Origin of the sequence: Pseudomonas sp. MWU12-2319 (assembly GCF_023242525.1) — a bacterium.
Lineage (GTDB): Bacteria > Pseudomonadota > Gammaproteobacteria > Pseudomonadales > Pseudomonadaceae > Aquipseudomonas > Aquipseudomonas gingeri_D.
In genome coordinates, this window is the sequence record NZ_JALJES010000024.1 from 65,588 (window position 1) to 87,762 (window position 22,175).

At 62.6% G+C, this 22,175-nt stretch carries 19 protein-coding genes and 1 pseudogene; 11 read left to right on the forward strand and 9 right to left on the reverse strand.

The annotated features are described in order from the left end of the window. Positions 1-118 precede the first annotated feature (118 nt). Positions 119-430: pseudogene (locus M5C01_RS28900) on the reverse strand (LysR family transcriptional regulator); the annotation flags it as partial. A 136-nt stretch (positions 431-566) separates the two neighbouring features. On the opposite strand from M5C01_RS28900, the gene M5C01_RS28905 reads away from it, so the two are divergent. Further along, a complete protein-coding gene (locus M5C01_RS28905) occupies positions 567-845 on the forward strand; it encodes a LysM peptidoglycan-binding domain-containing protein (protein ID WP_178129983.1) in 279 nt (92 codons plus the stop codon). Positions 846-1,133: 288 nt separating this feature from the next. Here the strand turns inward: M5C01_RS28905 and yrfG are convergent, their stop codons facing one another. Next, complete coding sequence (gene yrfG / locus M5C01_RS28910) at positions 1,134-1,799, reverse strand: GMP/IMP nucleotidase (protein ID WP_152741647.1); 666 nt, start codon at positions 1,797-1,799, stop codon at positions 1,134-1,136. An 89-nt stretch (positions 1,800-1,888) separates the two neighbouring features. Here yrfG and nudE point away from each other — a divergent pair, with 89 nt between their 5' ends. Further along, on the forward strand, positions 1,889-2,455 hold the full coding sequence (gene nudE, locus M5C01_RS28915) for an ADP compounds hydrolase NudE (RefSeq protein WP_103495420.1): 567 nt from the start codon (positions 1,889-1,891) through the stop codon (positions 2,453-2,455). Continuing rightward, positions 2,452-3,294: a 3'(2'),5'-bisphosphate nucleotidase CysQ gene (gene cysQ, locus M5C01_RS28920; protein ID WP_178129982.1), complete on the forward strand. Its 843-nt coding sequence runs from the start codon at positions 2,452-2,454 to the stop codon at positions 3,292-3,294. Before nudE ends, cysQ begins: the two co-directional genes overlap by 4 nt. Positions 3,295-3,527: 233 nt before the next feature. Here the strand turns inward: cysQ and M5C01_RS28925 are convergent, their stop codons facing one another. The 7 genes from M5C01_RS28925 to rfbB are packed head-to-tail and all read right to left on the reverse strand — an operon-like array spanning position 3,528 to position 10,620. Beyond that, the gene (locus M5C01_RS28925; RefSeq protein WP_152741646.1) at positions 3,528-3,983 is read right to left on the reverse strand and encodes a YiiD C-terminal domain-containing protein; all 456 of its coding nucleotides are present in this window, start codon (positions 3,981-3,983) and stop codon (positions 3,528-3,530) included. Positions 3,984-4,005: 22 nt separating this feature from the next. Beyond that, positions 4,006-5,394: a sigma-54 dependent transcriptional regulator gene (locus tag M5C01_RS28930; RefSeq protein ID WP_152741645.1), complete on the reverse strand. Its 1,389-nt coding sequence runs from the start codon at positions 5,392-5,394 to the stop codon at positions 4,006-4,008. Then, complete coding sequence (locus M5C01_RS28935) at positions 5,391-7,205, reverse strand: ATP-binding protein (protein ID WP_103495416.1); 1,815 nt, start codon at positions 7,203-7,205, stop codon at positions 5,391-5,393. Before M5C01_RS28935 ends, M5C01_RS28930 begins: the two co-directional genes overlap by 4 nt. A gap of 37 nt (positions 7,206-7,242) precedes the next feature. Next, entirely contained in the window at positions 7,243-8,127 is an 885-nt protein-coding gene (rfbD, locus tag M5C01_RS28940; RefSeq protein ID WP_103495415.1) for a dTDP-4-dehydrorhamnose reductase, read from the reverse strand. Then, complete coding sequence (gene rfbC, locus M5C01_RS28945; protein WP_103495414.1) at positions 8,124-8,669, reverse strand: dTDP-4-dehydrorhamnose 3,5-epimerase; 546 nt, start codon at positions 8,667-8,669, stop codon at positions 8,124-8,126. The genes rfbD and rfbC overlap by 4 nt, the downstream gene beginning before the upstream one ends. Continuing rightward, positions 8,666-9,541, reverse strand: coding sequence for a glucose-1-phosphate thymidylyltransferase RfbA (gene rfbA, locus M5C01_RS28950; RefSeq protein ID WP_103495413.1), 876 nt, complete (start codon positions 9,539-9,541; stop codon positions 8,666-8,668). The genes rfbC and rfbA overlap by 4 nt, the downstream gene beginning before the upstream one ends. Continuing rightward, positions 9,538-10,620, reverse strand: a complete 1,083-nt coding sequence (gene rfbB, locus M5C01_RS28955; RefSeq protein ID WP_103495412.1) for a dTDP-glucose 4,6-dehydratase — start codon at positions 10,618-10,620, stop codon at positions 9,538-9,540. The genes rfbA and rfbB overlap by 4 nt, the downstream gene beginning before the upstream one ends. Positions 10,621-10,806: 186 nt before the next feature. On the opposite strand from rfbB, the gene M5C01_RS28960 reads away from it, so the two are divergent. The 8 genes from M5C01_RS28960 (at position 10,807) to M5C01_RS28995 (ending at position 22,175) form a co-directional block, all read left to right on the forward strand. Further along, positions 10,807-13,719 carry an aminotransferase gene (locus tag M5C01_RS28960; protein ID WP_152741644.1) on the forward strand — a complete coding sequence of 971 codons (2,913 nt, stop codon included), beginning with the start codon at positions 10,807-10,809 and terminating at the stop codon, positions 13,717-13,719. A gap of 233 nt (positions 13,720-13,952) precedes the next feature. Then, positions 13,953-14,831, forward strand: a complete 879-nt coding sequence (gene aguB / locus M5C01_RS28965) for an N-carbamoylputrescine amidase (protein WP_152741643.1) — start codon at positions 13,953-13,955, stop codon at positions 14,829-14,831. Positions 14,832-14,836: 5 nt separating this feature from the next. Beyond that, on the forward strand, positions 14,837-15,943 hold the full coding sequence (gene aguA / locus M5C01_RS28970) for an agmatine deiminase (RefSeq protein WP_152741642.1): 1,107 nt from the start codon (positions 14,837-14,839) through the stop codon (positions 15,941-15,943). A 246-nt stretch (positions 15,944-16,189) separates the two neighbouring features. Further along, positions 16,190-16,390 carry a hypothetical protein gene (locus M5C01_RS28975; RefSeq protein WP_103495408.1) on the forward strand — a complete coding sequence of 67 codons (201 nt, stop codon included), beginning with the start codon at positions 16,190-16,192 and terminating at the stop codon, positions 16,388-16,390. A 195-nt stretch (positions 16,391-16,585) separates the two neighbouring features. After that, positions 16,586-17,278: a DsbA family protein gene (locus tag M5C01_RS28980; protein WP_152741641.1), complete on the forward strand. Its 693-nt coding sequence runs from the start codon at positions 16,586-16,588 to the stop codon at positions 17,276-17,278. Between the two features lie 306 nt (positions 17,279-17,584). Further along, positions 17,585-18,871 carry an OprD family porin gene (locus tag M5C01_RS28985; RefSeq protein WP_152741640.1) on the forward strand — a complete coding sequence of 429 codons (1,287 nt, stop codon included), beginning with the start codon at positions 17,585-17,587 and terminating at the stop codon, positions 18,869-18,871. A 146-nt stretch (positions 18,872-19,017) separates the two neighbouring features. Next, positions 19,018-19,920: an alpha/beta fold hydrolase gene (locus tag M5C01_RS28990; RefSeq protein WP_152741639.1), complete on the forward strand. Its 903-nt coding sequence runs from the start codon at positions 19,018-19,020 to the stop codon at positions 19,918-19,920. Between the two features lie 176 nt (positions 19,921-20,096). Next, positions 20,097-22,175: a multicopper oxidase family protein gene (locus M5C01_RS28995; protein WP_152741638.1), complete on the forward strand. Its 2,079-nt coding sequence runs from the start codon at positions 20,097-20,099 to the stop codon at positions 22,173-22,175.

Consider the following 22,175-nt stretch of genomic DNA (forward strand, 5'->3'; position numbering starts at 1 on the left):
ATCTGCCGATAGAGCCCGTCGATCAAGCCTTGTTCGATGATCGTTGGTGGAGGGCGAAACAGGCTTCCGCCAAGGCCGAGCGTGGTGCTCCCCGGCGCATGATCAGGCCGAGGCGGGCCAGGGGCCGGGCTTCGGCGATGGGTTGCAGGCGCAGGGTACCGACCAGATTGCCGCGACAGGCGGCGGCTTCGGCCTGCAGGCCGTCGTAGGCCGCCAGCACGGTACGAGCCCAGGCCAGGACCCGTTCGCCAGGGGCGGTGAAACCTTCGAAACGCTGGCCGCGGTTGACCAGTTGCAGGTCGAGTTCTTCTTCCAGGCTGCGCAGGCGCATGGACAGCGTCGGCTGGGTGATGTGGCAGCGCGCTGCCGCCTGGCCGAAGTGTCGGGTCTCGTCCAGGGCAATCAGGAATTTCAGCTGTTTGATGTCCATCGTCGCTCCGCGGGCTGTACAGCCGGGGATTCTAGCGCGCCTGGACTATGCTTGTTGGTTGGTGGATCGGAACCTTGCCGGACGTCACCGATCAGGTCTTTCGCGTCTTGGCGTTTACATCCAAGGAGAAAGAGCCATGAGTCTTTTAGATACGCTGAAAAACATATTGAACCCATCTGACGGCAAGCCACAGCCCGACAGCAGCGACCAGGTGCCATCTGTGCAGAATCCACCCGCGTCGGCGGAGCCGCTGTTCGATATCTATACGGTGCAGCCGGGGGATACGCTCAGCAGGATTGCCGGGCGAGAATTGCACGATGCCGGCCGATGGGAGGAAATTGCCGCGGCCAACCGGGCGACACTGCCGGATCCGAACAAGATTGTACCTGGGCAGAAGCTGAAGATTCCCCGTTAGCCCGAGGCCCCAGGCCAGACGATATTGTGCGCTGAAACACCGTTATTGTAGGAGCCGGCTTGCCGGCGATTGCGGCCGTGAGGACGATGCAAGGCTCAAGGGCCTCTTCGCGGGCAAGCCCTGCTCCTACAATATTGTGTCCTACACAAAATTGATGAACGGTGCCGTACTGTAGGAGCAGGGCTTGCCCGCGAAGCTTTTGGCGGCCTTGCGAACACCATCGCCAGCAAGCCGGCTCCTGCAGGTTGTAACGGCAGCCATAGGGTTTTCGGTGTTTTCGAAACAGCTCTATTCCAGGCCTTCGATCAAGGTCCGGTAATCACCTACGGCGTTGAATTCCTCGGTGTCCTTGGGGCCCTTACGGCTGTCCGGCTCGCTGACCGCGAGCAAGTGCGCCACGCCGAAGCGCCGGGCGCTGCGCAGGATCGGCAAGGTGTCGTCGATAAACAGGCTGCGGGCCGGGTCGAAGTCGATATCGGCCTGCAAGGCGTCCCAGAACTGCGGGTCTTCCTTGGCGAAACCGTAGTCATGGGAACTGATCAAACGCTCGAAATACGGCGCCAGTTCGATACGCTCCAGCTTCAATGACAAGGAATCGCGATGGGCGTTGGTAATCAGGATGACCCGCTTGCCGGCCTGGCGGATCGCGTCGAGAAAGGTATCGGCATCCGGGCGCAGCGCAATCAGATGGGCCGTCTCCAGCTTCAACTCACGCACCGGCAGCTTCAATTCGGCGCTCCAGAAGTCCAGGCAGTACCACTTCAACTGGCCGGCATGGTCCCTGAACAACGGCGTCAGCTCCTGCTCGGCCAGTTCCCGGCTGACACCATGCAGATCGGCATACCGCTGGGGCAGGTGCTCCATCCAGAAATGGTTGTCGTAGTGCAGGTCCAGCAGGGTGCCGTCCATATCCAGCAGAACGGTGTCGATGTCGCGCCAGGGCAATGAGGGCATGGGAAACTTCTCGAACGGTAAAGGATATCCGACACAGACAATCGGAAAAGCCACGGTATAGTAACCCGTTCACGCCCAGGAGCCGCCCCATGCGCCAGAAACCCACCGTCCTCGCCCGCGAAATCGTCGCCAGCAGCCGTTTGTTCCGTGTCGAAGAAGTGCAACTGCGCTTTTCCAATGGCGTTGAGCGGACCTACGAGCGCCTGGTTGGCCGAGGCGCCGGTTACGGGGCGGTGATGATCGTGGCGATGATCGATGCCGAGCATGCCCTGCTGGTGGAGGAGTATTGCGGCGGCACCGACGAGTACGAGCTGTCCCTGCCCAAGGGCCTGATCGAGCCGGGCGAGGATGTGCTGGCGGCGGCCGAGCGTGAACTCAAGGAAGAAGCCGGTTATGGCGCGCGGCAACTGGAGCACCTGACCGAGCTGTCCTTGTCGCCCGGGTATATGAGCCAGAAGATCCAGGTGGTCCTGGCCACCGACCTGTATGAAGAGCGCCTGGAAGGCGATGAGCCGGAGCCGATGCGGGTCGAGCGCGTCAATCTGCGTGAGTTGTCCGCCCTGGTGCAGAACCCGCAGTTCAGCGAGGGCCGGGCCCTGGCGGCGTTGTACCTGGCGCGAGACCTGTTGACCCAGCGTGGAGTTTTTCAATCGTGAGTGAGTTTTTTTCGAATCTGCCGCACCCCTACCTGGCCCCGGTGATCGACCTGGCGCGCCGCGCCGGCGAGGTGATCCTGCCGTTCTGGCGGGCGAATGTGCAGGTCATGGACAAGGCCGATGCCTCGCCGGTGACCGCCGCCGATATCGCTGCCCATCACCTGATTCTCGATGGGTTGACGGCGCTGGACCCGAGCATCCCGGTGTTGTCCGAAGAGGACGCCGATATCGCCCTGGCCGTGCGGGCCGGCTGGCAGCGCTGGTGGCTGGTGGACCCGCTGGACGGCACCAAGGAATTTATCGCCGGTAGCGAAGAGTTCACGGTAAACATTGCCTTGATCGAGCAGGGCCGGGTGGTGTTTGGCGTGGTGTCGATGCCGACCAATGGTCGCTGCTATTTCGGCGGTGCCGGCTTGGGCGCCTGGCGTGCGGACGCCGACGCGGCGCCGCTGCCGATCCGGGTACGGGACGTGCCGGCGGCGGGCGAGGCGTTTACCGTGGTTGCCAGTCGCCGGCATTCGAGCCCGGAGCAGGAAAAATTGTTGGCGGGGCTGAGCAGTAGCTTGGGGGAACTGGCGTTGGCGAATATCGGCAGTTCGTTGAAGTTCTGCCTGCTGGCTGAAGGCGCGGCGGACTTTTATCCGCGCCTGGCGCCGACTTCGCAGTGGGATACGGCGGCGGCCCAGGGCGTGCTGGAAGGCGCGGGCGGCGAGGTGCTGGAGTTGAGCGGCGAACGCTTCAGCTATCCGCCGCGCGAATCATTGCTCAATCCGTTTTTCCTGGCGTTGCCGGCCAATGCGCAGTGGCGTGGGCAGTTGCCGGACTTGTTGCGTCGCTGAAAGCAGTGCCGAACCCTGTGGGAGCAGGCTTGTCGGCGATGAGGTCCGTGAGATCGCTAAAAGCTTCGCGGGCAAGCCCTGCTCCTACAATCTTCTGTCGTTCATCCATTTTGTGTGCGACGCAAATTCTGTCGTTCACCCATTTTGTGTACGACGCAAAACTGTAGGAGCAGGGCTTGCCCGCGAAGAGGCCTCGCAGCCTTGCGCCGTCTACACGGACACTGCCGCACTCCTCAGCGGTGCAGCACGTACTGCCCGCTGAAACGCACCGCCGCGTCCTCACTGCCCTCATTCACCACCCGCGTCTCCAGGGTCAACCGCGCCCGTCCATAACGCTGGTAAGTGGCCAGAAACTTCTTCCAGACCTTTTCCTCCGGTGCATCACAGATCGCCTGGGCATCCCCCGTCACCGGCAGTGGATAACCGATCTGCCCTTCCTGGATCACGATATGCCCATCCTCGATGCCGGCCTCGCGCAGGCTCAGGTGCAACCAGCCCCAGCCGGCCAGCACCGCGCCGCAATAGAGGCTGCCACCGAACATGGTGCTCTTGTGGTTGACGTTGGGTTCCAGCGGCAGGTGCAGGCGCAACTGCCCGGCCTGCCAATCCAGGACCTTCAGCTTCATGTCGCGGGTAAGCGGAATATCGTGATGGAGAACGGATTCCAGGTAACGACTGTCGCGGTTCATGCACTGACCTCTTGGCGGTGATTCATTCGAGTTCGTCGCTGGCGGCGGTGCCGACGCTGTCGAAGCTCAAACCGTGTTTGCGCAGCTTGTCGTGCAGGGTCTTGCGCGGAATACCCAAGGCTTCGGCCAGGCTGCGCAGCGAGCCGTGAGCGCGCGCCAGTTCGGCGGCGATCAGGGATTTCTCGAAGTGCTCCACCTGCTCGCTCAAGTTGCCGCCCGGGTGCCCGGCAATGTTCGTATCGAGATTTTCCGGCGTGTTGTCCAGGGCCAGTTCCAGGCCCAGGGCGAAGCGCTCCGCGGCATTTTGCAGTTCGCGGACATTGCCCGGCCAGGTATGCCGCAACAGCAGGCCGCGTTGCGCCGGTTGCAGGGTATGGGGCGGCAGGCCGTGGCGCGCGCTGGCTTCGTCGGCAAAGTGCTGGAACAGTATCAGCGCGTCTTCACCGCGTTCGCGCAGGGGCGGAATCCGCAGCGGCGCGACATTCAGGCGGTAGTACAGGTCAGCCCGGAAGCGCCCTTGGTCTGCCGCCTGGCGCAGGTCTTCCTTGGTAGCGGCGATCACGCGGATATCCAGGGGGATCTGCTGGTTGCCGCCGAGACGTTCGACCACTCGCTCCTGCAACAGCCGCAGCAGCTTGACCTGCACGTCCAGGCTCATGCTTTCGATTTCATCGAGAAACAGGGTGCCGCCATTGGCGAATTCGAACTTGCCGATCCGGCGCTTCTGCGCCCCGGTAAAGGCCCCCGGTTCATGGCCGAAGAGCTCGCTTTCCACCACCGACTCGGCCAGGGCCCCGGCGTTGATCGCCACAAAAGGGCCGTTGCGGCGGTTCGACAGGTCGTGCAGTGCCCGCGCCACGACCTCCTTGCCGGCGCCGGTCTCGCCGAGAATCAACACATCGGCGCGGGTCGCGGCCAGGGCGCCGATCTGTTCGCGCAGGCGCAGCATCAGCGGCGAGTGTCCGACCAGTCGTGCACTGAGTTCCTGGCGGTCACTCAACGCCAGGCGCAGGCTGCGGTTGTCCAGTACCAGGCGGCGCCAGGCCAGGGCCCGGCGTACGCTGTCGAGCAAAGCGTCGCTGGCGAAGGGCTTCTCGAGGAAGTCATAGGCGCCGGCCCGCATGGCCTCTACGGCCAGGGGTACATCGCCGTGACCGGTGATCAGCAGCACCGGCAGTTCCGGGTCCTGGTCATGCAGCTCCTTGAGCAGCTCCAGGCCATCCATGCCCGGCATGCGGATATCGCTGACGATCACGCCTGGCCAGTCGCGCTCGATCTGCGCGGCCAGGCCCTGGGCTTCGGCCAGCGGCAGGATCTTCAGGCCGGCCAGGTCCAGGGTCTGGCTCAGGGCCTGGCGCAGGTGGGGATCGTCGTCGATCAGCACCACCTGGATCTGGTGGTCGATTTTCATACACTCGAGTCCTCGGGTGGTTGCAAGCTGACCCCGGGCGCGCCGGCGCGCATCCGCAGGGTGATCAAGGCGCCGCCGTCGCGGTGGTTGGCAAACAGTAACTCGCCACCGAAGGCGCGCATCAGCGAATCGCAGATCGCCAGCCCCAGGCCCAGGCCTTGGGTCCGCGTCTTGGTGGTGTAGAACGGCTCGCCGGCGCGGTCCAGGGCTTCCAGGCAGAAGCCCGGGCCATTGTCGCGAATTGTCAGGCTGACGCCCTGTTCGGAAGATTGCGCACTCAGCCAGAGCTTACGCGGCGGGCCCTTCTCAGTCAGGGCATCGAGGGCGTTGGCCAGCAGATTGCCGAGCACCTGGCGTAGCCGGGTTTCGCCGGCCTGGACCCACAGGGCCGCCGCCGGCAGGTCGCGGATCAGTTCGACTTCCATGGCCCGCCGGCGCTTGGCCAGCAAGGCCAGGGCGTCGTCCAGGGCCGGCTGCAGGGCCACGCTTTCCGGGGCATGCCGGTCGCGGCGGGCGAAGGCGCGCAGGTGGGCGATGATCGAGGCCATGCGTCCGGTCAGTTCGCTGATCAGCTTGAGGTTGCCGCGAGCGTCGTCGGTGCGTTGGTGGTCGAGCAGTACTTCGGCGTTTTCCGCGTAGCTGCGGATTGCCGCCAGCGGCTGGTTGAGTTCGTGGCTGATACTCGCCGACATGGTACCCAGGGCCGAGAGCTTGCCGGCCTGGACCAGGTCATCCTGGGCGCGCACCAGTTCCTGCTGGGCGTGTTCGCGCTCCAGCACTTCCTGTTTGAGACGACGGTTGAGGCCTTCCAGGTCGCTGGTCCGTTCAGCGACGCGCATTTCCAGCTCGCGTCGGGCCTTGGCCTCGAAGGCGATCCGCTCCAGGTAATGACGGCGCCGTTGCATCATCAGGCCGAGCAGCAGCATCAGCACCAGCAGGGTTGCGCCGCCGACCGCGACGACGGTGCGCACCGGACGGTCGACCAGGGTCCGCGGCGCGAGGATGCTCACGTTCCAGCCGGTTTCCTCGATCTGCTGGGTCTGGGTCAGCCAGGCATCGGGGTTGATGTTCAAGGGCTGGGGATTGCGGGTCGGGTAAGGTTGCACGGCGGTGATCGCATCGCGTTCCTGTTCGCTGAGCACGCGGGTCGAGCGGAAGCGCCATTCGGAGTGCGAGGTGAGAATGACCACGCCGTTATGGTCGGTCATCATCAACTGCTCCGGGGTCCTGCCCCAGAGGCTTTCGGTGCGGTCCAGATCAACCTTGACCACCAGCACGCCGATGATCTTTTGCCCTTCATGCACGGCCGCGGCAAAGAAGTAGCCGCGTTTGCCCGACGTGGTGCCGAGACCGAAGAAACGCCCCAGGCGCCCGGCCATGGCTTCGGTGAAGTAGGGGCGGAAGGCGAAGTTGCGATTGACGAAGCTGTCGTGTTTGTCCCAGTTGGAGGCCGCCAGGGTCTTGCCGTTGGTGTCCATCAGGTACATCACTTCGGCGCCGGTCTGGGCGCAGATACTCTCCAACAGGTTGTTGGCATTGGTCAGGCGCAGGCTCTGGTCCGGCTCTGCCAGGGCGTCGCGCAGGGCCGGCAGGTCGCCGAGTATCTGCGGCAGGACCTCATAGCGGTGCAGGGTGCCCAGCAGGTTGGCGACATAGAGGTCGAGGGTCTGGCGGTTCTGGCTGACCAGTTCGTTGCGGTAGTAGCGCTCGGCCAGGTGCTCCAGCGGCCACAGCAGCGGCGCCAGGCACAGGAACAGCAGGGCGAGGCTGCGCCAGCGGGGTCTGCGGGGAAGGGTGGGGCTCGTGATCATGAAGAGAATGCGCCGGTAGAGTCCGACGCATTATGTCTCAGCCCTGCTCTGCAAGACACTCGCGTAATGCGGTGTGCCAGTCGGGCTGGGCAACCTGCCATTCGCGCAACAGGCGGCTGCAATCCAGGCGCGAGTTCAGCGGCCGGCGGGCAGGCGTCGGGTAGGCGCTGGAGGGGATGGCTTCGATCAGGGCGCAGGGCTTGTTCAGGGCCAGCAGTTGCTCGCCGATGGCCTGGGCAAAACCGAACCAGGAGGTTTCGCCGCTGGCGGTCAGGTGATAGGTGCCCCAGGCCCCGGCGTGGCCGGCCTGCCAGCGTTCGATCAGGGCCCGGGTGCTGTTGGCGATGGTGCCGGCCCAGGTCGGCGCGCCGATCTGGTCGGCGACGATGCGCAACTCCGGCTTTTCCTGCAACAACCGTTGCATGGTCAACAGGAAATTGCGCCCGTGATTGGAGTAGACCCAACTGGTGCGCAGGATCAGGTGCTGGCCCCGGGCCGCGGCGATGGCCCGCTCGCCGGTCAGCTTGCTGTCGCCGTAGACGCTCAACGGGTGGGTCGGGTCGTCTTCGGTGTAGGGTTCTTCCTTGCTGCCGTCGAACACATAGTCGGTGGAATAATGGATCAGCGGCACGCCCAGGTGGGCGGCTTCCTGGGCGAAGATGCCCGGCGCCGTGGCGTTGATGGCGAATGCCAGGTCGGGTTCGCTTTCGGCCTGGTCGACGGCGGTGTAGGCCGCCGCGTTGATGATCAGGTCGGGGCGCAGGGCGCGGACCTGTTGGCGAATCTGCTCCGGGTGCGCCAGGTCGAGCTGGTCGCGGCCCAGGACAATCAGTTCGCCCAGATCGGCGAGCCGCTGTTGCAGTGCGCGGGAGACTTGGCCGTGCTGGCCGCTGATAAGGATTTTCAGGGCTGAAGTACTCATTCGAACAAGTCGGCCTCGTGCAGGGTTTTACCGTTCAGGTCCTTGGCCGACAGCTGGGGGACACCGGCGAACTCCCAGTCGATGGCCAGGCTTGGATCGTCCCAGCGAATGCAGCGTTCGGCGCTGGGGGTGTAGTAGTCGGTGGTCTTGTAGAGGAACTCGGCGGACTCGCTGAGGACCACGAAGCCGTGGGCGAACCCCTCGGGTATCCACAGTTGGCGGTTGTTTTCGGCGGACAGGCGCACCGCCACCCACTGGCCAAAATGGGCTGAGCTGCGGCGAATGTCCACGGCCACATCCAGTACTTCACCGGCAATCACCCGCACCAGCTTGCCCTGGGTGTTTTCCAACTGGTAATGCAGGCCGCGCAGGACCCCTTGCTGCGAGCGCGAGTGGTTGTCCTGGACGAACGAAACGTCGAGTCCCGTCGCGTCCTGGAACGCCCGGGCATTGAAGCTTTCATAGAAAAAACCGCGCTCGTCACCAAAGACCTTGGGTTCGAGGATCAGCACCCCCGGCAGACGGGTCGGCGTTGCTTTCATCGGTGTTCTCCCGCGACGGTATACAGGTATTGTCCATAACCGGTCTTGCCGAAGTATTTGGCCCGCTCCAGCAGATACTCACGGTCGATCCAGCCGTTCTGGTAGGCGATCTCTTCCAGGCAGGCGACTTTCAGGCCCTGGCGATGCTCGATGGTCTGCACGTACTGCGAGGCTTCCAGCAGGCTGTCGTGGGTGCCGGTATCGAGCCAGGCAAAGCCGCGCCCGAAGCGTTCGACATGCAGATCGCCGCGCTTGAGGTAGGCGTTGTTGACGTCGGTGATTTCCAGCTCGCCGCGAGGCGAAGGCTTGACCGCCTTGGCCACCTTGATGACGTCGTTGTCATAGAAATACAGGCCGGTGACCGCATAGCTGGACTTCGGCTTGGCCGGTTTTTCCTCGATGGAAAGGGCACGACCTTCGCTGTCGAAATCGATCACACCGAAGCGTTCCGGGTCCTTGACCCAGTAGCCGAAGACCGTCGCACCGCTCGGCCGCCGCGCGGCGTGTTTCAACTGGTCGCCAAAATGCTGGCCGTGGAAGATGTTGTCGCCCAGGATCAGGCACACCGGATCGTCGCCGATAAAGTCTTCACCGATCAGGAACGCCTGGGCCAGACCGTCCGGGGACGGCTGCTCGGCGTAGCTCAGGTGCACCCCGAACTGGCTGCCGTCGCCCAGCAGGTTGCGGTATTGCGGCAGGTCCTGGGGCGTGGAGATCACCAGGATTTCGCGGATGCCGGCCAGCATCAACACCGAGATCGGGTAGTAGATCATCGGTTTGTCGTAGATCGGTAGCAGTTGCTTGGAAACGCCGAGGGTAATCGGGTGCAGCCGGGTACCCGAGCCGCCCGCGAGGACAATGCCTTTCATCATGCCAAGAGTTCCTTATGGTCAAGCGCGCCGAGGCGCTCTCCTTGATAGCTACCATCCTGGACGCGACGGCACCATTCCAGGTTCTCCAGATACCACTGCACGGTCTTGCGCAGACCGCTTTCGAAGGTTTCCTCAGGGGTCCAGCCCAGCTCGCGCTCGATCTTGCCGGCGTCGATGGCATAGCGCAGGTCGTGGCCCGGGCGATCCTTGACGAAGGTGATCAGGTCGGCGAATTTTTCCACGCCGGCCGGGCGCGTCGGCGCCAGCTCTTCCAGCAGGCCGCAGATCCCGCGTACCACATCGATATTCTTCTGCTCGTTATGGCCGCCGATATTGTAGGTCTCGCCCACTACGCCGTCGGTCACTACCTTGAACAGGGCGCGGGCGTGGTCTTCGACATACAGCCAGTCGCGCACTTGCAGACCGTCGCCATATACCGGCAGCGGCTTGCCGGCCAGGGCGTTGAGGATCACCAGCGGGATCAGCTTTTCCGGGAAGTGGAACGGGCCGTAGTTGTTCGAGCAGTTGGTCAGCAGCACCGGCAGGCCGTAGGTGCGGTGCCAGGCGCGGACCAGGTGATCGGACGCCGCCTTGCTCGCGGAGTACGGCGAGCTGGGGGCGTACGGGGTGTTTTCGGTGAACAGGTCATCGACGCCGTGCAGGTCGCCATACACTTCGTCGGTGGAAATATGGTGGAAGCGGAACGCGCTTTTTTCGGGTTCGGGCAGTTTCGACCAGTAGCCACGGGCGGCTTCCAGCAGGCTGTAGGTGCCGACGATATTGGTCTGGATAAAGTCCGACGGGCCGTCGATGGAGCGGTCGACGTGGGATTCGGCTGCCAGGTGCATGATGGCATGGGGTTCGAAGCGCGCCAGCACCGCGCTGACGGTGGCCTGGTCGACGATATCGGCCTGGACGAACTCATAGCGGCTGTCCGTGGCGATGCTGCTCAGTGATTCCAGGTTGCCGGCGTAGGTGAGCTTGTCCAGGTTAAGGACCTCGTGCTCGGTATGGCGGATCAGGTGCCGGATCAGGGCCGAGCCAATAAAACCGGCACCGCCGGTGACTAGAATTCGCATATCGGTGTGCCTTCTTTCTTAAGCAGACTCAAGCTGGATGGAGCATAGCTTGTGGGTAGGCGTTCGGCGGTGCAAGTGCGATGGCGATGTATCCATTTTCAGACGGCTGACTTTAGTGCCGTACTTGCGTCTTGGCGGCACCAATGGCGATATAGGCAGCCAATAAAAACTTCAGGGAGTTGTTCCATGTTGCTCACCACGTTGATTCACCGCGCCAGCCTGCCCAGCCCGAATGTCTCGGCGCAGCAGGCGCTGAACCTGCTTGAGGAGCACTATGGCCTTTCTGGAACGCTGCGGGCACTGGGTAGCCAACAGGACGTCAATTACCGTGTCGACAGCGACCAAGGCCGTTTTGTCCTGAAAATCTGCCATGGCGACTACGCCACGCTGGAATTACAGGCCCAGCATGCCGGCCTGGCTCACCTGGAGGGGCGCGCCGGCTTGCGGGTGCCGCGGGTGATTGCCGCGCGCAACGGCCAGGACCTGCTGTCCCTGGTGCTGGACGGCCAGCCTGTGCACGTGCGATTGCTGGAGTATATCGAAGGCCAGTCGCTGACCCATCTCAAGCATCTGGGCCGTGACCTGGTGGTGGGCCTGGGGCAACTCTGCGGGCAAATGGACCTGGCCCTGGCCGACTTCCAGCACCCGGGCCTGACGCGCACCCTGCAATGGGATCCCCAGCATGCTGCCGCATTGATCGAGCACCTGCTGCCGGTGCTTAAGGATACGGATCAGCAAACGCGGGTTCGTGACGCCGCCGCACAGGCCCGGCACCGCCTGCAGCCTCTGGTCGAGGCCTTGCCGGTCCAGGCCATTCATCTGGATATCACTGACGACAACGTGGTCTGGCGCCGTGATGCCCAGCGCCACTGGCAACTGCAGGGCGTGATCGACTTCGGCGATCTGGTCCGGACCTGGCGCATCGCCGACCTGTCGGTGACCTGCGCGGCGCTGCTGCACCATGCCGAAGGCGACCCCTTTGTGATTCTGCCGGCGCTCCAGGCCTATCACGCGGTCAACCCATTGCAACGCGAAGAACTGCTCGCACTCTGGCCGTTGATCGTGGCGCGGGCGGCGGTGCTGGTGCTCAGCGGCGAACAGCAGGTCGGCATCGACCCGGGCAACACCTACAGTCGCGATAACCTGGCCCACGAGTGGGAAATCTTCCAGGTGGCGACCTCGGTGCCATTTGAACTGATGGAGGCCGCGATCCTGACGGCCGTCGAAGAGCGCCTGGCGCCGGTCGCCGGCGAGGGTTTCGCGCCCTTGCTGCCCGGGCTGGTGGGCCGCGAGTTCGCCTTGATCGACCTGGGTGTGCTCAGCCCGCATTTCGAGGCGGGAAACTGGGAGCAGAGCGGCATCGACGAACGCTTGCTGGCCGAGGCGGCCGCGGCCCATGGCCTGGCGGCCAGTCGCTACGGACAATATCGCCTGTCGCGCACCCGGCCCGACAGCGCCAGCGAGCCGGACACCTTTCCCTTGCACGTGGACTTGCAGGTACCGGGCGGCACCACCGTGGAGTCGCCATTTGCCGGGACCCTGCGGATCATGGCCGATGGCGCCCTGCTATTGGCCAGCGCGCAACTGAGCGTGCGGCTGTGGGGCGTGAAGGCGTCCCTCAGGTCCGGTGCCGCCGTGGTCAAGGGCCAGGTGCTGGGCGAGGCCGGCGGTGCTCTGCGGGTGCAGCTGTGCCGCCACACCGATCTCACCCCACCGTTGTTTTGTACACCGTCGCGGGCCGCCGCCTGGCAGGCGCTGTGCCCGTCGCCGGCGACCTTGCTGGGACTGGCCTGCGATGCCGAGCCCGAGCTGGACTCGGCGGACCTGCTGGCCCGCCGGGACGCCAGTTTCGCCCGCACACAAAAGCACTACTACGTCGACCCGCCGCGCATCGAGCGCGGCTGGCGCAACCACCTGATCGACATGCAGGGCCGTTCCTACCTGGACATGCTCAACAACGTCGCCGTGCTGGGCCACGGTCATCCGCGCATGGCCGCCGAGGCGGCGCGGCAGTGGTCGCTGCTCAATACCAACTCGCGCTTCCACTACGCCGCCGTGACCGAGTTCTCCGAACGACTGCTGGCCCTGGCGCCGGACTCAATGGACCGGGTGTTCCTGGTCAACAGCGGCACCGAGGCCAACGACCTGGCGATTCGCCTGGCCTGGGCCTACAGCGGCGGACGCGACATGCTCAGCGTGCTGGAGGCCTACCACGGCTGGTCGGTGGCGGCGGATGCGGTGTCCACTTCCATCGCCGACAACCCCAAGGCCCTGAGCAGCCGCCCGGACTGGGTGCATCCGGTGACCGCGCCCAACACCTATCGTGGGGCGTTCCGCGGCAGCGCCAGTGCGCCGGACTACGTGCGCAGCGTGGAACACAACCTGGCCAGGCTGGCGGAAGAAAATCGCCAGTTGGCGGGCTTTATCTGCGAGCCGGTGTATGGCAATGCCGGCGGTATCTCGTTGCCGCCGGGTTACTTGCAGCAGGTCTATGCGCTGGTCCGGGCCCAGGGCGGCGTGTGTATCGCCGATGAGGTGCAGGTCGGCTACGGACGCATGGGCAAGTTCTTCTGGGGGTTCGAGGAGCAGGGCGTGGTACCGGATATCATCACCATGGCCAAGGGCATGGGCAACGGCCAGCCCCTGGGCGCGGTGATCACCCGTCGGGAGATCGCCGAGGCGCTGGAGGCCGAGGGGTATTTCTTCTCGTCTTCCGGCGGCAGCCCGGTCAGTTGCCGGATCGGCATCGCAGTGCTCGACGTGATGGCCGAGGAAAAACTCTGGGAAAACGCCCAGATGGTGGGCGGCTACTTCAAGGAGCGCCTGGAAGCGCTGATCGACCGTTATCCGCTGGTGGGCGCGGTGCACGGTTCCGGTTTCTACCTCGGCGCGGAGCTGATCCGCAATCGCGAAACCCTGGAGCCGGCGACCGAAGAGACTGCGCTGTTGTGCGATCGCCTGCGTGAACTGGGGATCTTCATGCAACCCACCGGCGACTACCTCAACATCCTCAAGATCAAGCCGCCGATGTGTACCAGTCGTCGTAGCGTGGATTTCTTTGTCGACATGCTGTCCAAGGTGCTCGACGAAGGCCTGTAAAAAGCATCGCCGGCTTGCCGGCGATAGCGATAGATCAGTCAAGGTAAATCTCGATTCTTATCGGTAAAAATAACATCCGATACATATATTTTTAATTTTTTATCTTTAAAAGCCGATTTTTATCGGCTATAAAGTCGCCATCACCTAGGCCGGACCCATCACGCCCGGCTATTCTCAATCTGTCATCGGTCGATGCCTAGAATCGCCCACCGCATTCGCCCAGGAGATGATCCATGAGTCGTATCGTTACCGTTGCCGCCACCCAGATGGCCTGTTCCTGGGATCTCGAAGCCAATCTCGAAACCGCCGAGAAACTGGTGCGCGAAGCGGCCGCCAAGGGTGCGCAGATCATCCTGATCCAGGAACTGTTCGAAACCCCGTACTTCTGCCAGAAGCCGAACCCGGACTACCTGCAACTGGCGACCCCGGTGGAAGACAACATCGCCATCAAGCACTTCCAGAAGGTCGCCAAAGAACTGCAAGTGGTGCTGCCCATCAGCTTCTTCGAACTGGCCGGCCGCGCGCGCTTCAACAGCATCGCGATCATCGACGCCGATGGCAGCAACCTCGGGATTTATCGGAAAAGCCATATCCCGGACGGCCCTGGCTACCACGAGAAGTACTACTTCAATCCGGGCGACACCGGTTTCAAAGTGTGGGACACCCGCTACGCGAAGATCGGCGTGGGCATCTGCTGGGACCAGTGGTTCCCCGAGTGCGCCCGCAGCATGGCCCTGCAAGGCGCGGAGATCCTCTTCTACCCGACCGCCATCGGCAGCGAGCCGCACGACAAGAGCATCTCTTCGCGTGACCACTGGCAGCGCGTGCAACAAGGCCATGCCGGCGCCAACCTGATGCCGCTGATCGCCAGCAACCGCACCGGCAACGAAGAGCAGGACGGCTACGACATCACCTTCTACGGCTCCTCGTTCATTGCCAATCAATTCGGCGAGAAGGTCGAGGAACTCAACGAAACCGAAGAAGGCATCCTGGTCCACAGCTTCGACCTTGATGAACTGGAACACATACGCAGTGCCTGGGGCTCGTTCCGCGACCGCCGACCGAACCTGTACGGCGCACTGAAAACCCTCGACGGATCCCTGGAGTCCTGATCGCCATGACCACTTTGAACAGCACACCACGCGCCGACGGCTTCCATATGCCCGCCGAATGGGCGCCACAAACCCAGGCCTGGATGATCTGGCCCGAGCGCCCGGACAACTGGCGCCTGGGCGGCAAGCCGGCGCAGGCCGCCCATGCAGCCGTGGCCCGGGCCATTGCGCGTTTCGAACCGGTAACGGTGGCGGTGTCCGCCGCTCAGTATGAAAACGCCCGGGCGCGCCTCGACGTGCCGAATATCCGTCTGGTGGAAATGTCCAGCGACGACGCCTGGGTCCGCGACAGCGGCCCGACCTTTGTCATCAACGACCAGGGTGAAGTGCGCGGCGTCAACTGGGGCTTCAATGCCTGGGGCGGCTTCGACGGCGGCCTCTATGCGCCGTGGAACCGCGACGAACAGGTAGCCGGCAAGATCCTCGAAATCGAGCGTTGCCCGCGTTACCAGACCGAAGGCTTCGTGCTCGAAGGCGGCTCGATCCATGTCGACGGCGAAGGCACGGTGATCACCACCGAGGAATGCCTGCTCAATCGCAACCGCAACCCGCACCTGACCCGCGAAGCCATCGAGCAGGTGCTTGCCGAGCACCTGGCGGTGGACAAGGTGATCTGGCTGCCGGACGGCCTGTTCAACGACGAAACCGACGGCCATGTGGATAACTTCTGCTGCTACGTGCGCCCGGGTGAGGTGTTGCTGGCCTGGAGCGACGATCCGCAAAACCCCAACTACCCACGCTGCCAGGCGGCCATGAAGGTGCTGGAAAGCAGCCGTGATGCCAAGGGTCGCCCCTTTACAGTGCACAAAATGCCGATTCCGGGGCCGCTGTATGCCACTGAAGAGGAATGCGCCGGAGTGGACGCGGTGGCGGGCAGCCAGGAGCGTAACCCCTCGGTACGCCTGGCCGGCTCCTACGTGAACTTCCTGATCGTCAACGGCGGCATCATCGCGCCGAGCTTCGATGACCCGCAGGACAGCGTGGCCAAGGAAATCCTGCAGAACCTGTTTCCACAACACGAGGTGGTGATGGTGCCAGGGCGTGAGTTGTTACTGGGGGGCGGAAATATCCATTGCCTTACACAACAACAACCTGCGCCACACAAAGGTTGAGTGAAGTTGTAACAAAAGATGCATTGCTACAAATGATGGCACTTTTCAATCACCGTTAAGCGACCCCCTGTCAAACCCGCAGCCCTTACAGACTGCGGGTTTTTTTTGGTTTTCCGACTGCTGAACTGGCACTTTGGCATAGCTCTTGTATCAGCTTGGTTTATATGACGGAGCGTTTTCTACAATTCAACGTTCTGTCATAAACCTTAAGTAAGTTAGCCGCTCATGAACCAGGAGAGCGCTGAGATGAACGTAGCCAGTGAGCGGGTTTCGCACCCTCTGTCGGTGACGAGCGAGTCGCTTCAAGTCCTGGCTCAGTGGTTGAAAAGCAATGGAACGCGTACCACCCGTGCTCAGGATCCTCGTCGGATGATTACCGACCGTTACCCCGCAGGCTTGTTCAGCGATGCTGAATTGGAGGTCTTGCTCGGGGTTTTACAGGGTTAAAAGGACTTTGCAGAAAAACGCCGCTGGCCGGAGCGATCCGGGCAGCGGCGTTTTTTTATGGCTGTTCCCTGGGGGGCGGGGCGGTTGATTCGACCGGTTTGCGCAATAAACCAGGAGTCATTCCGGCGTTTTTCGATGGGCCGCCAGCGACTAGTCTGAAGGTATCGAACTCATTGATACCTTCGGGAGATCTCCATGGCTGCCACGAGCGTCCTTCACTACATCTACGATCCCTTGTGCGGTTGGTGCTACGGCGCCAAACCGCTGATCCAGGCCGCCAGTCAGGTGTTGCCCGTGGCCTTGCATGGCGGCGGCATGATGGCTGGTAACAACCGCCAGTTCGTCTCCTCTAACCTGCGCGACTACGTCATGCCCCACGACCGGCGGATTGCCGAGTACACCGGCCAACCGTTTGGCCAGGGCTATTTCGAGGGGTTGCTGCGTGACTCGTCGGCGATCTTCGATTCCACACCGCCGACCCGTGCGGTCCTCGCGGCTGAACAACTGCAAGGGCGCGGGCTGGAGATGCTGGGCCGCCAGCAGACCGCGCACTACGTCGAGGGGCAGCGCCTGGCCGATGTGGAGGTCCTGCTGGCGTTGGCCGCCGAACTGGGCTTTGAAGCGCAAGCGTTCAAGGCCGCTTTTGAGCGGAACAGCGATGCGGTGGCGGCGGAACATTTCAAGCAAAGCCGTGCTTTGTTGTCCCGGGTCGGCGGCCAGGGTTTTCCGACCCTGGCGCTGGAGCAGGAGGGGCGTTTCAGCCTGATCGATATCGGTCCTTACCTGGGCAAACCCGACGCGTTCGTCGCCTGGCTCAGTCAATCGCTGGCGCCCACCACCCCGGCCGCCACGGGGCCATCCTGTGGCCTGGAGGGGTGTTCGTCCTGAAGAAGGCGAGGTCGTGAGGGGAAAGCGACGTCGCCCGGAGATAAAGGGCAGTCGGTGGCGGATATGCCTTTTTTCGAGGTTGTCTCGCTAATCCCTTCTATTCTCAGGTGTTTCACGAAATTGACACAATACTCGTGTCGCGGATAGGATTCGCTCTACGCCTGTGGCTATACGCCATACACTTAAAATAATAAAAGGCCCGCTGCATCCATTGCAGGCGGGTCTTTTTGTTTTTGCGTGAAGCATCAACACAACATTTCAGCTCGAAGCCGCAGGGCGTTTCATCCAGAGATTAAGGAATAAAACATGTTGAACAAACGGATCGGCCTGCTCGCATTGGGCATCCTCGGCGCTACCCAGGCCATGGCCAGTGACCAATCGGACTCCAAGGGTTTCGTTGACGACAGCCACCTGAACGTCCTGCTGCGTAACGCCTACATCAACCGCGATTACAAAAGCGGCAAAGATGACAAGATCGAATGGGGCCAAGCGGCCATCGCTACTTTCAAGTCCGGCTTCACCCAAGGCACCGTAGGTGTGGGTGTTGATGCTTTCGGCCAGTACGCTGTGCGTCTGGACGGCGGTCGCGGTGAGACCGGTGCGCAAGGTATCGACTTCTTCAAGCAGGACAACAACGGCAACCCGGCCAAAGACCTGGCTCAGGGCGGCGCCGCGGTGAAATTCCGCCTGTCCAACACCGTGCTGACCTACGGTGACCAGATGCCGGCTCTGCCGCTGCTGAACTACGACAATTCCCGTCTGCTGTCGGAAAGCTACACCGGTACCTTGATCACCTCCAAGGAGATCAAAGGCCTGGAACTGAACGCCGGTCACTTCACCGCCGAATCGCGCAAGAGCGCCGAAGGTCGTGACAGCGGTGGCCTGAAAGGCATCGACATCCTGGGTGGTACTTACCAGTTCACCGACCAGTTCAAGGCGTCGCTGTATGCCTCGGACGTCGATGAAGTGCTGAAGAAGCAGTACGTGAACCTGAACTACGTGTTCCCGATCGCGTCGGACCAGTCCCTGACCCTGGACTTCAACGGCTACCGTACCCAGCTGGACCGTGGCTACGCCGCGGAGCAGAACGCTCAAGGTCGCGACAACAAGATCTGGAGTCTGGCCGCTACCTACGCCCTCGGCGCTCACTCGTTCACCATCGCCCACCAGAGCAGCACCGGTTCGAGCGTGCTGGGCTACCCGTACGGCGGTTACCAGCAAGGTCAGGGTCGCGTTGGCGACGGTGGCAACACCATCAACCTGGCGAACTCCTACTGGTCGGACTTCAACGCTGCTGACGAGCGTTCCTGGCAGGTGGGCTACGGTCTGGACTTCGCCACCTTCGGCGTTCCGGGCCTGACCTACAACGTGGCCTACGTCCGTGGCGACAACATCACCACCTCCACCAGCACCGGTGGTACCGAGCGCGAGTTCTTCAACCAGGTCAAATACGTGGTCCAGAGTGGCCCGGCGAAAGACCTGAGCGTGAAGCTGCGTAGCTCGATCCTGCGTGTCTCGGAGAAATCCAGCGAGTACAACGTTGGCGGTAACGAAGTACGTGTGTTCGTCGACTACCCGATCAACGTGTTCTGATCGAGCGACATGGCTGTAGCGACCTGATCCCAGGTTGAAAAAAAACGCCCCGACTGGTTCGGGGCGTTTTTGTTTGTGCGCGCGCTTGCGAGTAATCTGTCGGCTTTGTGAGCCAATGCATTCCTTGCAAGCGAGACCCGGGCGCCATGACCCTCAGAACCTTTATCGCCCGTCGCCGCTGGTTGTCCCTGGGATTGCTGGCGGTTTTTCTTGCCGTCGGGCTGCCTTATGGGTGTTCGCGGCTGGCTTATAAAGAGCGCGAGCTGCTGTTCAATGTCCAGCCAGGCACGGCGAGCTGGTTCAGCGGCGTACCGGCGGGGGTCAGGGAGCTGCGGATTCCCATCAGCGACGGGGTGGCCGGTTCCGACTATCTGCATGCCTGGTGGTGGCCGTCGAGCCGGGCGAATGCGCCGGCCATCCTCTACCTGCACGGCACCCGTTGGAACCTGACGGCGCAGGTCGGGCGGATCACCCAATTGCGCGACCTGGGTTTCTCGGTACTGGCCATCGACTATCGCGGCTTTGGCGACAGCCCCGGCAGCCTGCCTTCCGAACGCAGCGTCTACCAGGACGCGGACAATGCCTGGAAGCGCCTGGTGCAACTGCAACCCGATGTCCACAAACGTTATATCTACGGCCACTCCCTGGGTGGCGCGGTGGCGGTGGACCTCGCCGAACGTCTGGCCGGCGACAAGGCGGCGCCCAAGGCCACGGGCTTGATCATCGAGTCGACCTTTACCGACCTGGGCGATGCGGCCCGGGCGGCGATCCCGACCTCGCTGCCGGTCAGCTGGATTCTCTCGGAGAAATTCGACTCCATCGACAAGATCAACCAGATCGATATCCCGGTGCTGATCGTCCATGGCACCGACGATCCCTATGTCCCCTCGCGCTTCAGCCAGGCCCTGTATGAAGCCGCCGCGCAGCCCAAACAATTGCTGCTGATAAAGGGCGGTAACCATATCAACAGCATGACCCTTGGCAGCCGCGAATATGCCAAGGCCTTGCGGCAGGCATTCGAAGGTTTTGCGTCGCCCGTGGCGCGATAACGTTTCAGGCAAAAAACACGCGCAAACCCCAATAGACATTGCGTTCCGTGGATAAGGTACTAGCTTTATGCCTGCACGGATTGCAGCTGTTGGATGCTTATGCCATTGCGCCTGCTCCCCGCCTCTTTCCTGTGCCCAAACCACGAAGTTCACGGTTGCTCCGCAGGAGAAACACCATGACAGGAATGCGCAAGGACAGGTCCCGTTATCCGTACGCTCTGGGGCTGCTGGCCCTGGGAGTGATGGGGGCCGCCACCACGGCACAGGCAGTGGAAGCCTCCCGGCTGTTCAACAACCCGCCGACCCTGGAACAGCAGGCACCGACGGCCAAGGTGGTGGAGGGCACGTTGATGCTCAAGTCCACTCCCACGCCCTTGGCACCCCAACCCCATGTCGGGCGTGAGCGGCAGTTGGACCTGATCATCAAGTACACCAAGAACGAGATATTCGATCCGGCCACGGGAGCGCAAGTGCCGGTGATGTTGCGTAGCTACGTCGGCACCGGTGTCGACCCCAAGGCACCCTTTATCGCCCCCACCATCGACGTGACGCCGGGCGACACCGTCCGCATCAGCCTCAACAACCAGTTACCGCCTGACCCCAGCTGCACCGCCCACGACAGCAGGCCGGACGTGCCGCACTGCTTCAACGGCACCAACCTGCATTCCCACGGGTTGTGGGTCAGCCCCACCGGTAACAGCGACAACGTGCTGCTGTCGATCAACCCCGGGGTCAGCTTCCAGTACGAATACAACATCCCGGCCGACCACCCGGCGGGCACCTTCTGGTATCACCCGCATCGCCATGGTTCCACCGCGATCCAGGTCGCCAGCGGCATGGCCGGTGCGCTGATCATCCACGGCGATCGCAAGCCGACGGCCGACACCAACGGCGATATCGACACCCTGCTCAAAGGCGCTGATGGCAAGTCTTTCAAGGAACGCTTGCTGGTGTTCCAGCAAATCCCCTATGCATGCCGGGACACGGCCGACAAATTCCGCTACAAGCCGGTGAGGGACAAGGACGGCAATATCGTCAAGGACAAGGATGGCAAGGACAAGATGACCCTGGACTGGACCTGCAAACCGGGCGAGGTGGGGGTTGTCGAGTCGTTCGACCAGTTGCAGCCTTCCAGTTGGTCCGACTCGGGGCGCTACACCAGCGTCAACGGCCTGGTGCAGCCGATCTTCGACGATGCACGGCCCGGTGAGGTTGAACGCTGGCGCCTGGTCCACGCGGGGATTCGCGACACCATCCGGCCGCTGTTCCGCAAACTCAAGGACAGCGCCAAGCCGGCCAGTGACAAGGGCATCGCGGCCCTGGCGTCGGCCAACTTCATCGAGGAGCAATGCACCGGCCAGCCGGTCGAATACCAGGTGATCGCCTCCGACGGCCTGACCATGGAACAGGCCCAGAGCCGCCAGGTCATCACCCTGCAGCCGGGGTATCGCAACGATCTGCTGATCGTCTTTCCCGAGCCTGGGCGTTACTGCGTGACGGATGAACCTTCCACGGCTTCAGGCGGGGTCAGCCAGCAGGCCAACGGTCGTCAATTGCTCGGCTTTGTCGATGTGGGCCCTGGGGAGAAAGTGGCGAACACCAAGGCCCGCTTGACTGAGGAACTGCTGGCGGCGGCGGAACGCAACATGCCGGCGGACATCAAGGCCACGGTGGTGGCGGATCTGAAAAAAGACCTGCGCTTTGACAAGTTCATTCCGCACCCGAGCATTGTCGACAGCGAAATCAAGGGTGAACAGAAACTGGTGTTCCTGATCGATACCAAGGACCCGAACCACACCAAGTTCGCCGTGGGCACTACTGCGGAAAATGCCGTGCCTTACCAGCCGGGGGTGGTCGATCGTCATCTGAAGCTGGGTGACGCGGAAACCTGGATTCTGCAATCGGCGTTTGCCAGTCATCCGTTCCATATTCATGTGAACCCGTTCCAGATCGAGAAAATCATCGGCCCGGATGGCGTGGATCTCAGTGAGCCGGGTGCGGTGGACAAGACGGACAAGAACGACGCGCAATATGCCGGTATGAAAGGGGTGTGGAAAGACACGCTGTTCGTCAAAGGCAAGACCGATGGCAGCGGGATGTACACCCTGTATGTGCGGACTCGATACCAGCGCTATATCGGTGAGTTCGTGCTGCACTGCCACATTCTTGATCATGAGGATCAGGGGATGATGCAGAACGTGAGCATCGAGCTGCCGGATGGGGTGGGGGGGACAACGATGGGGGCGCATCACTGA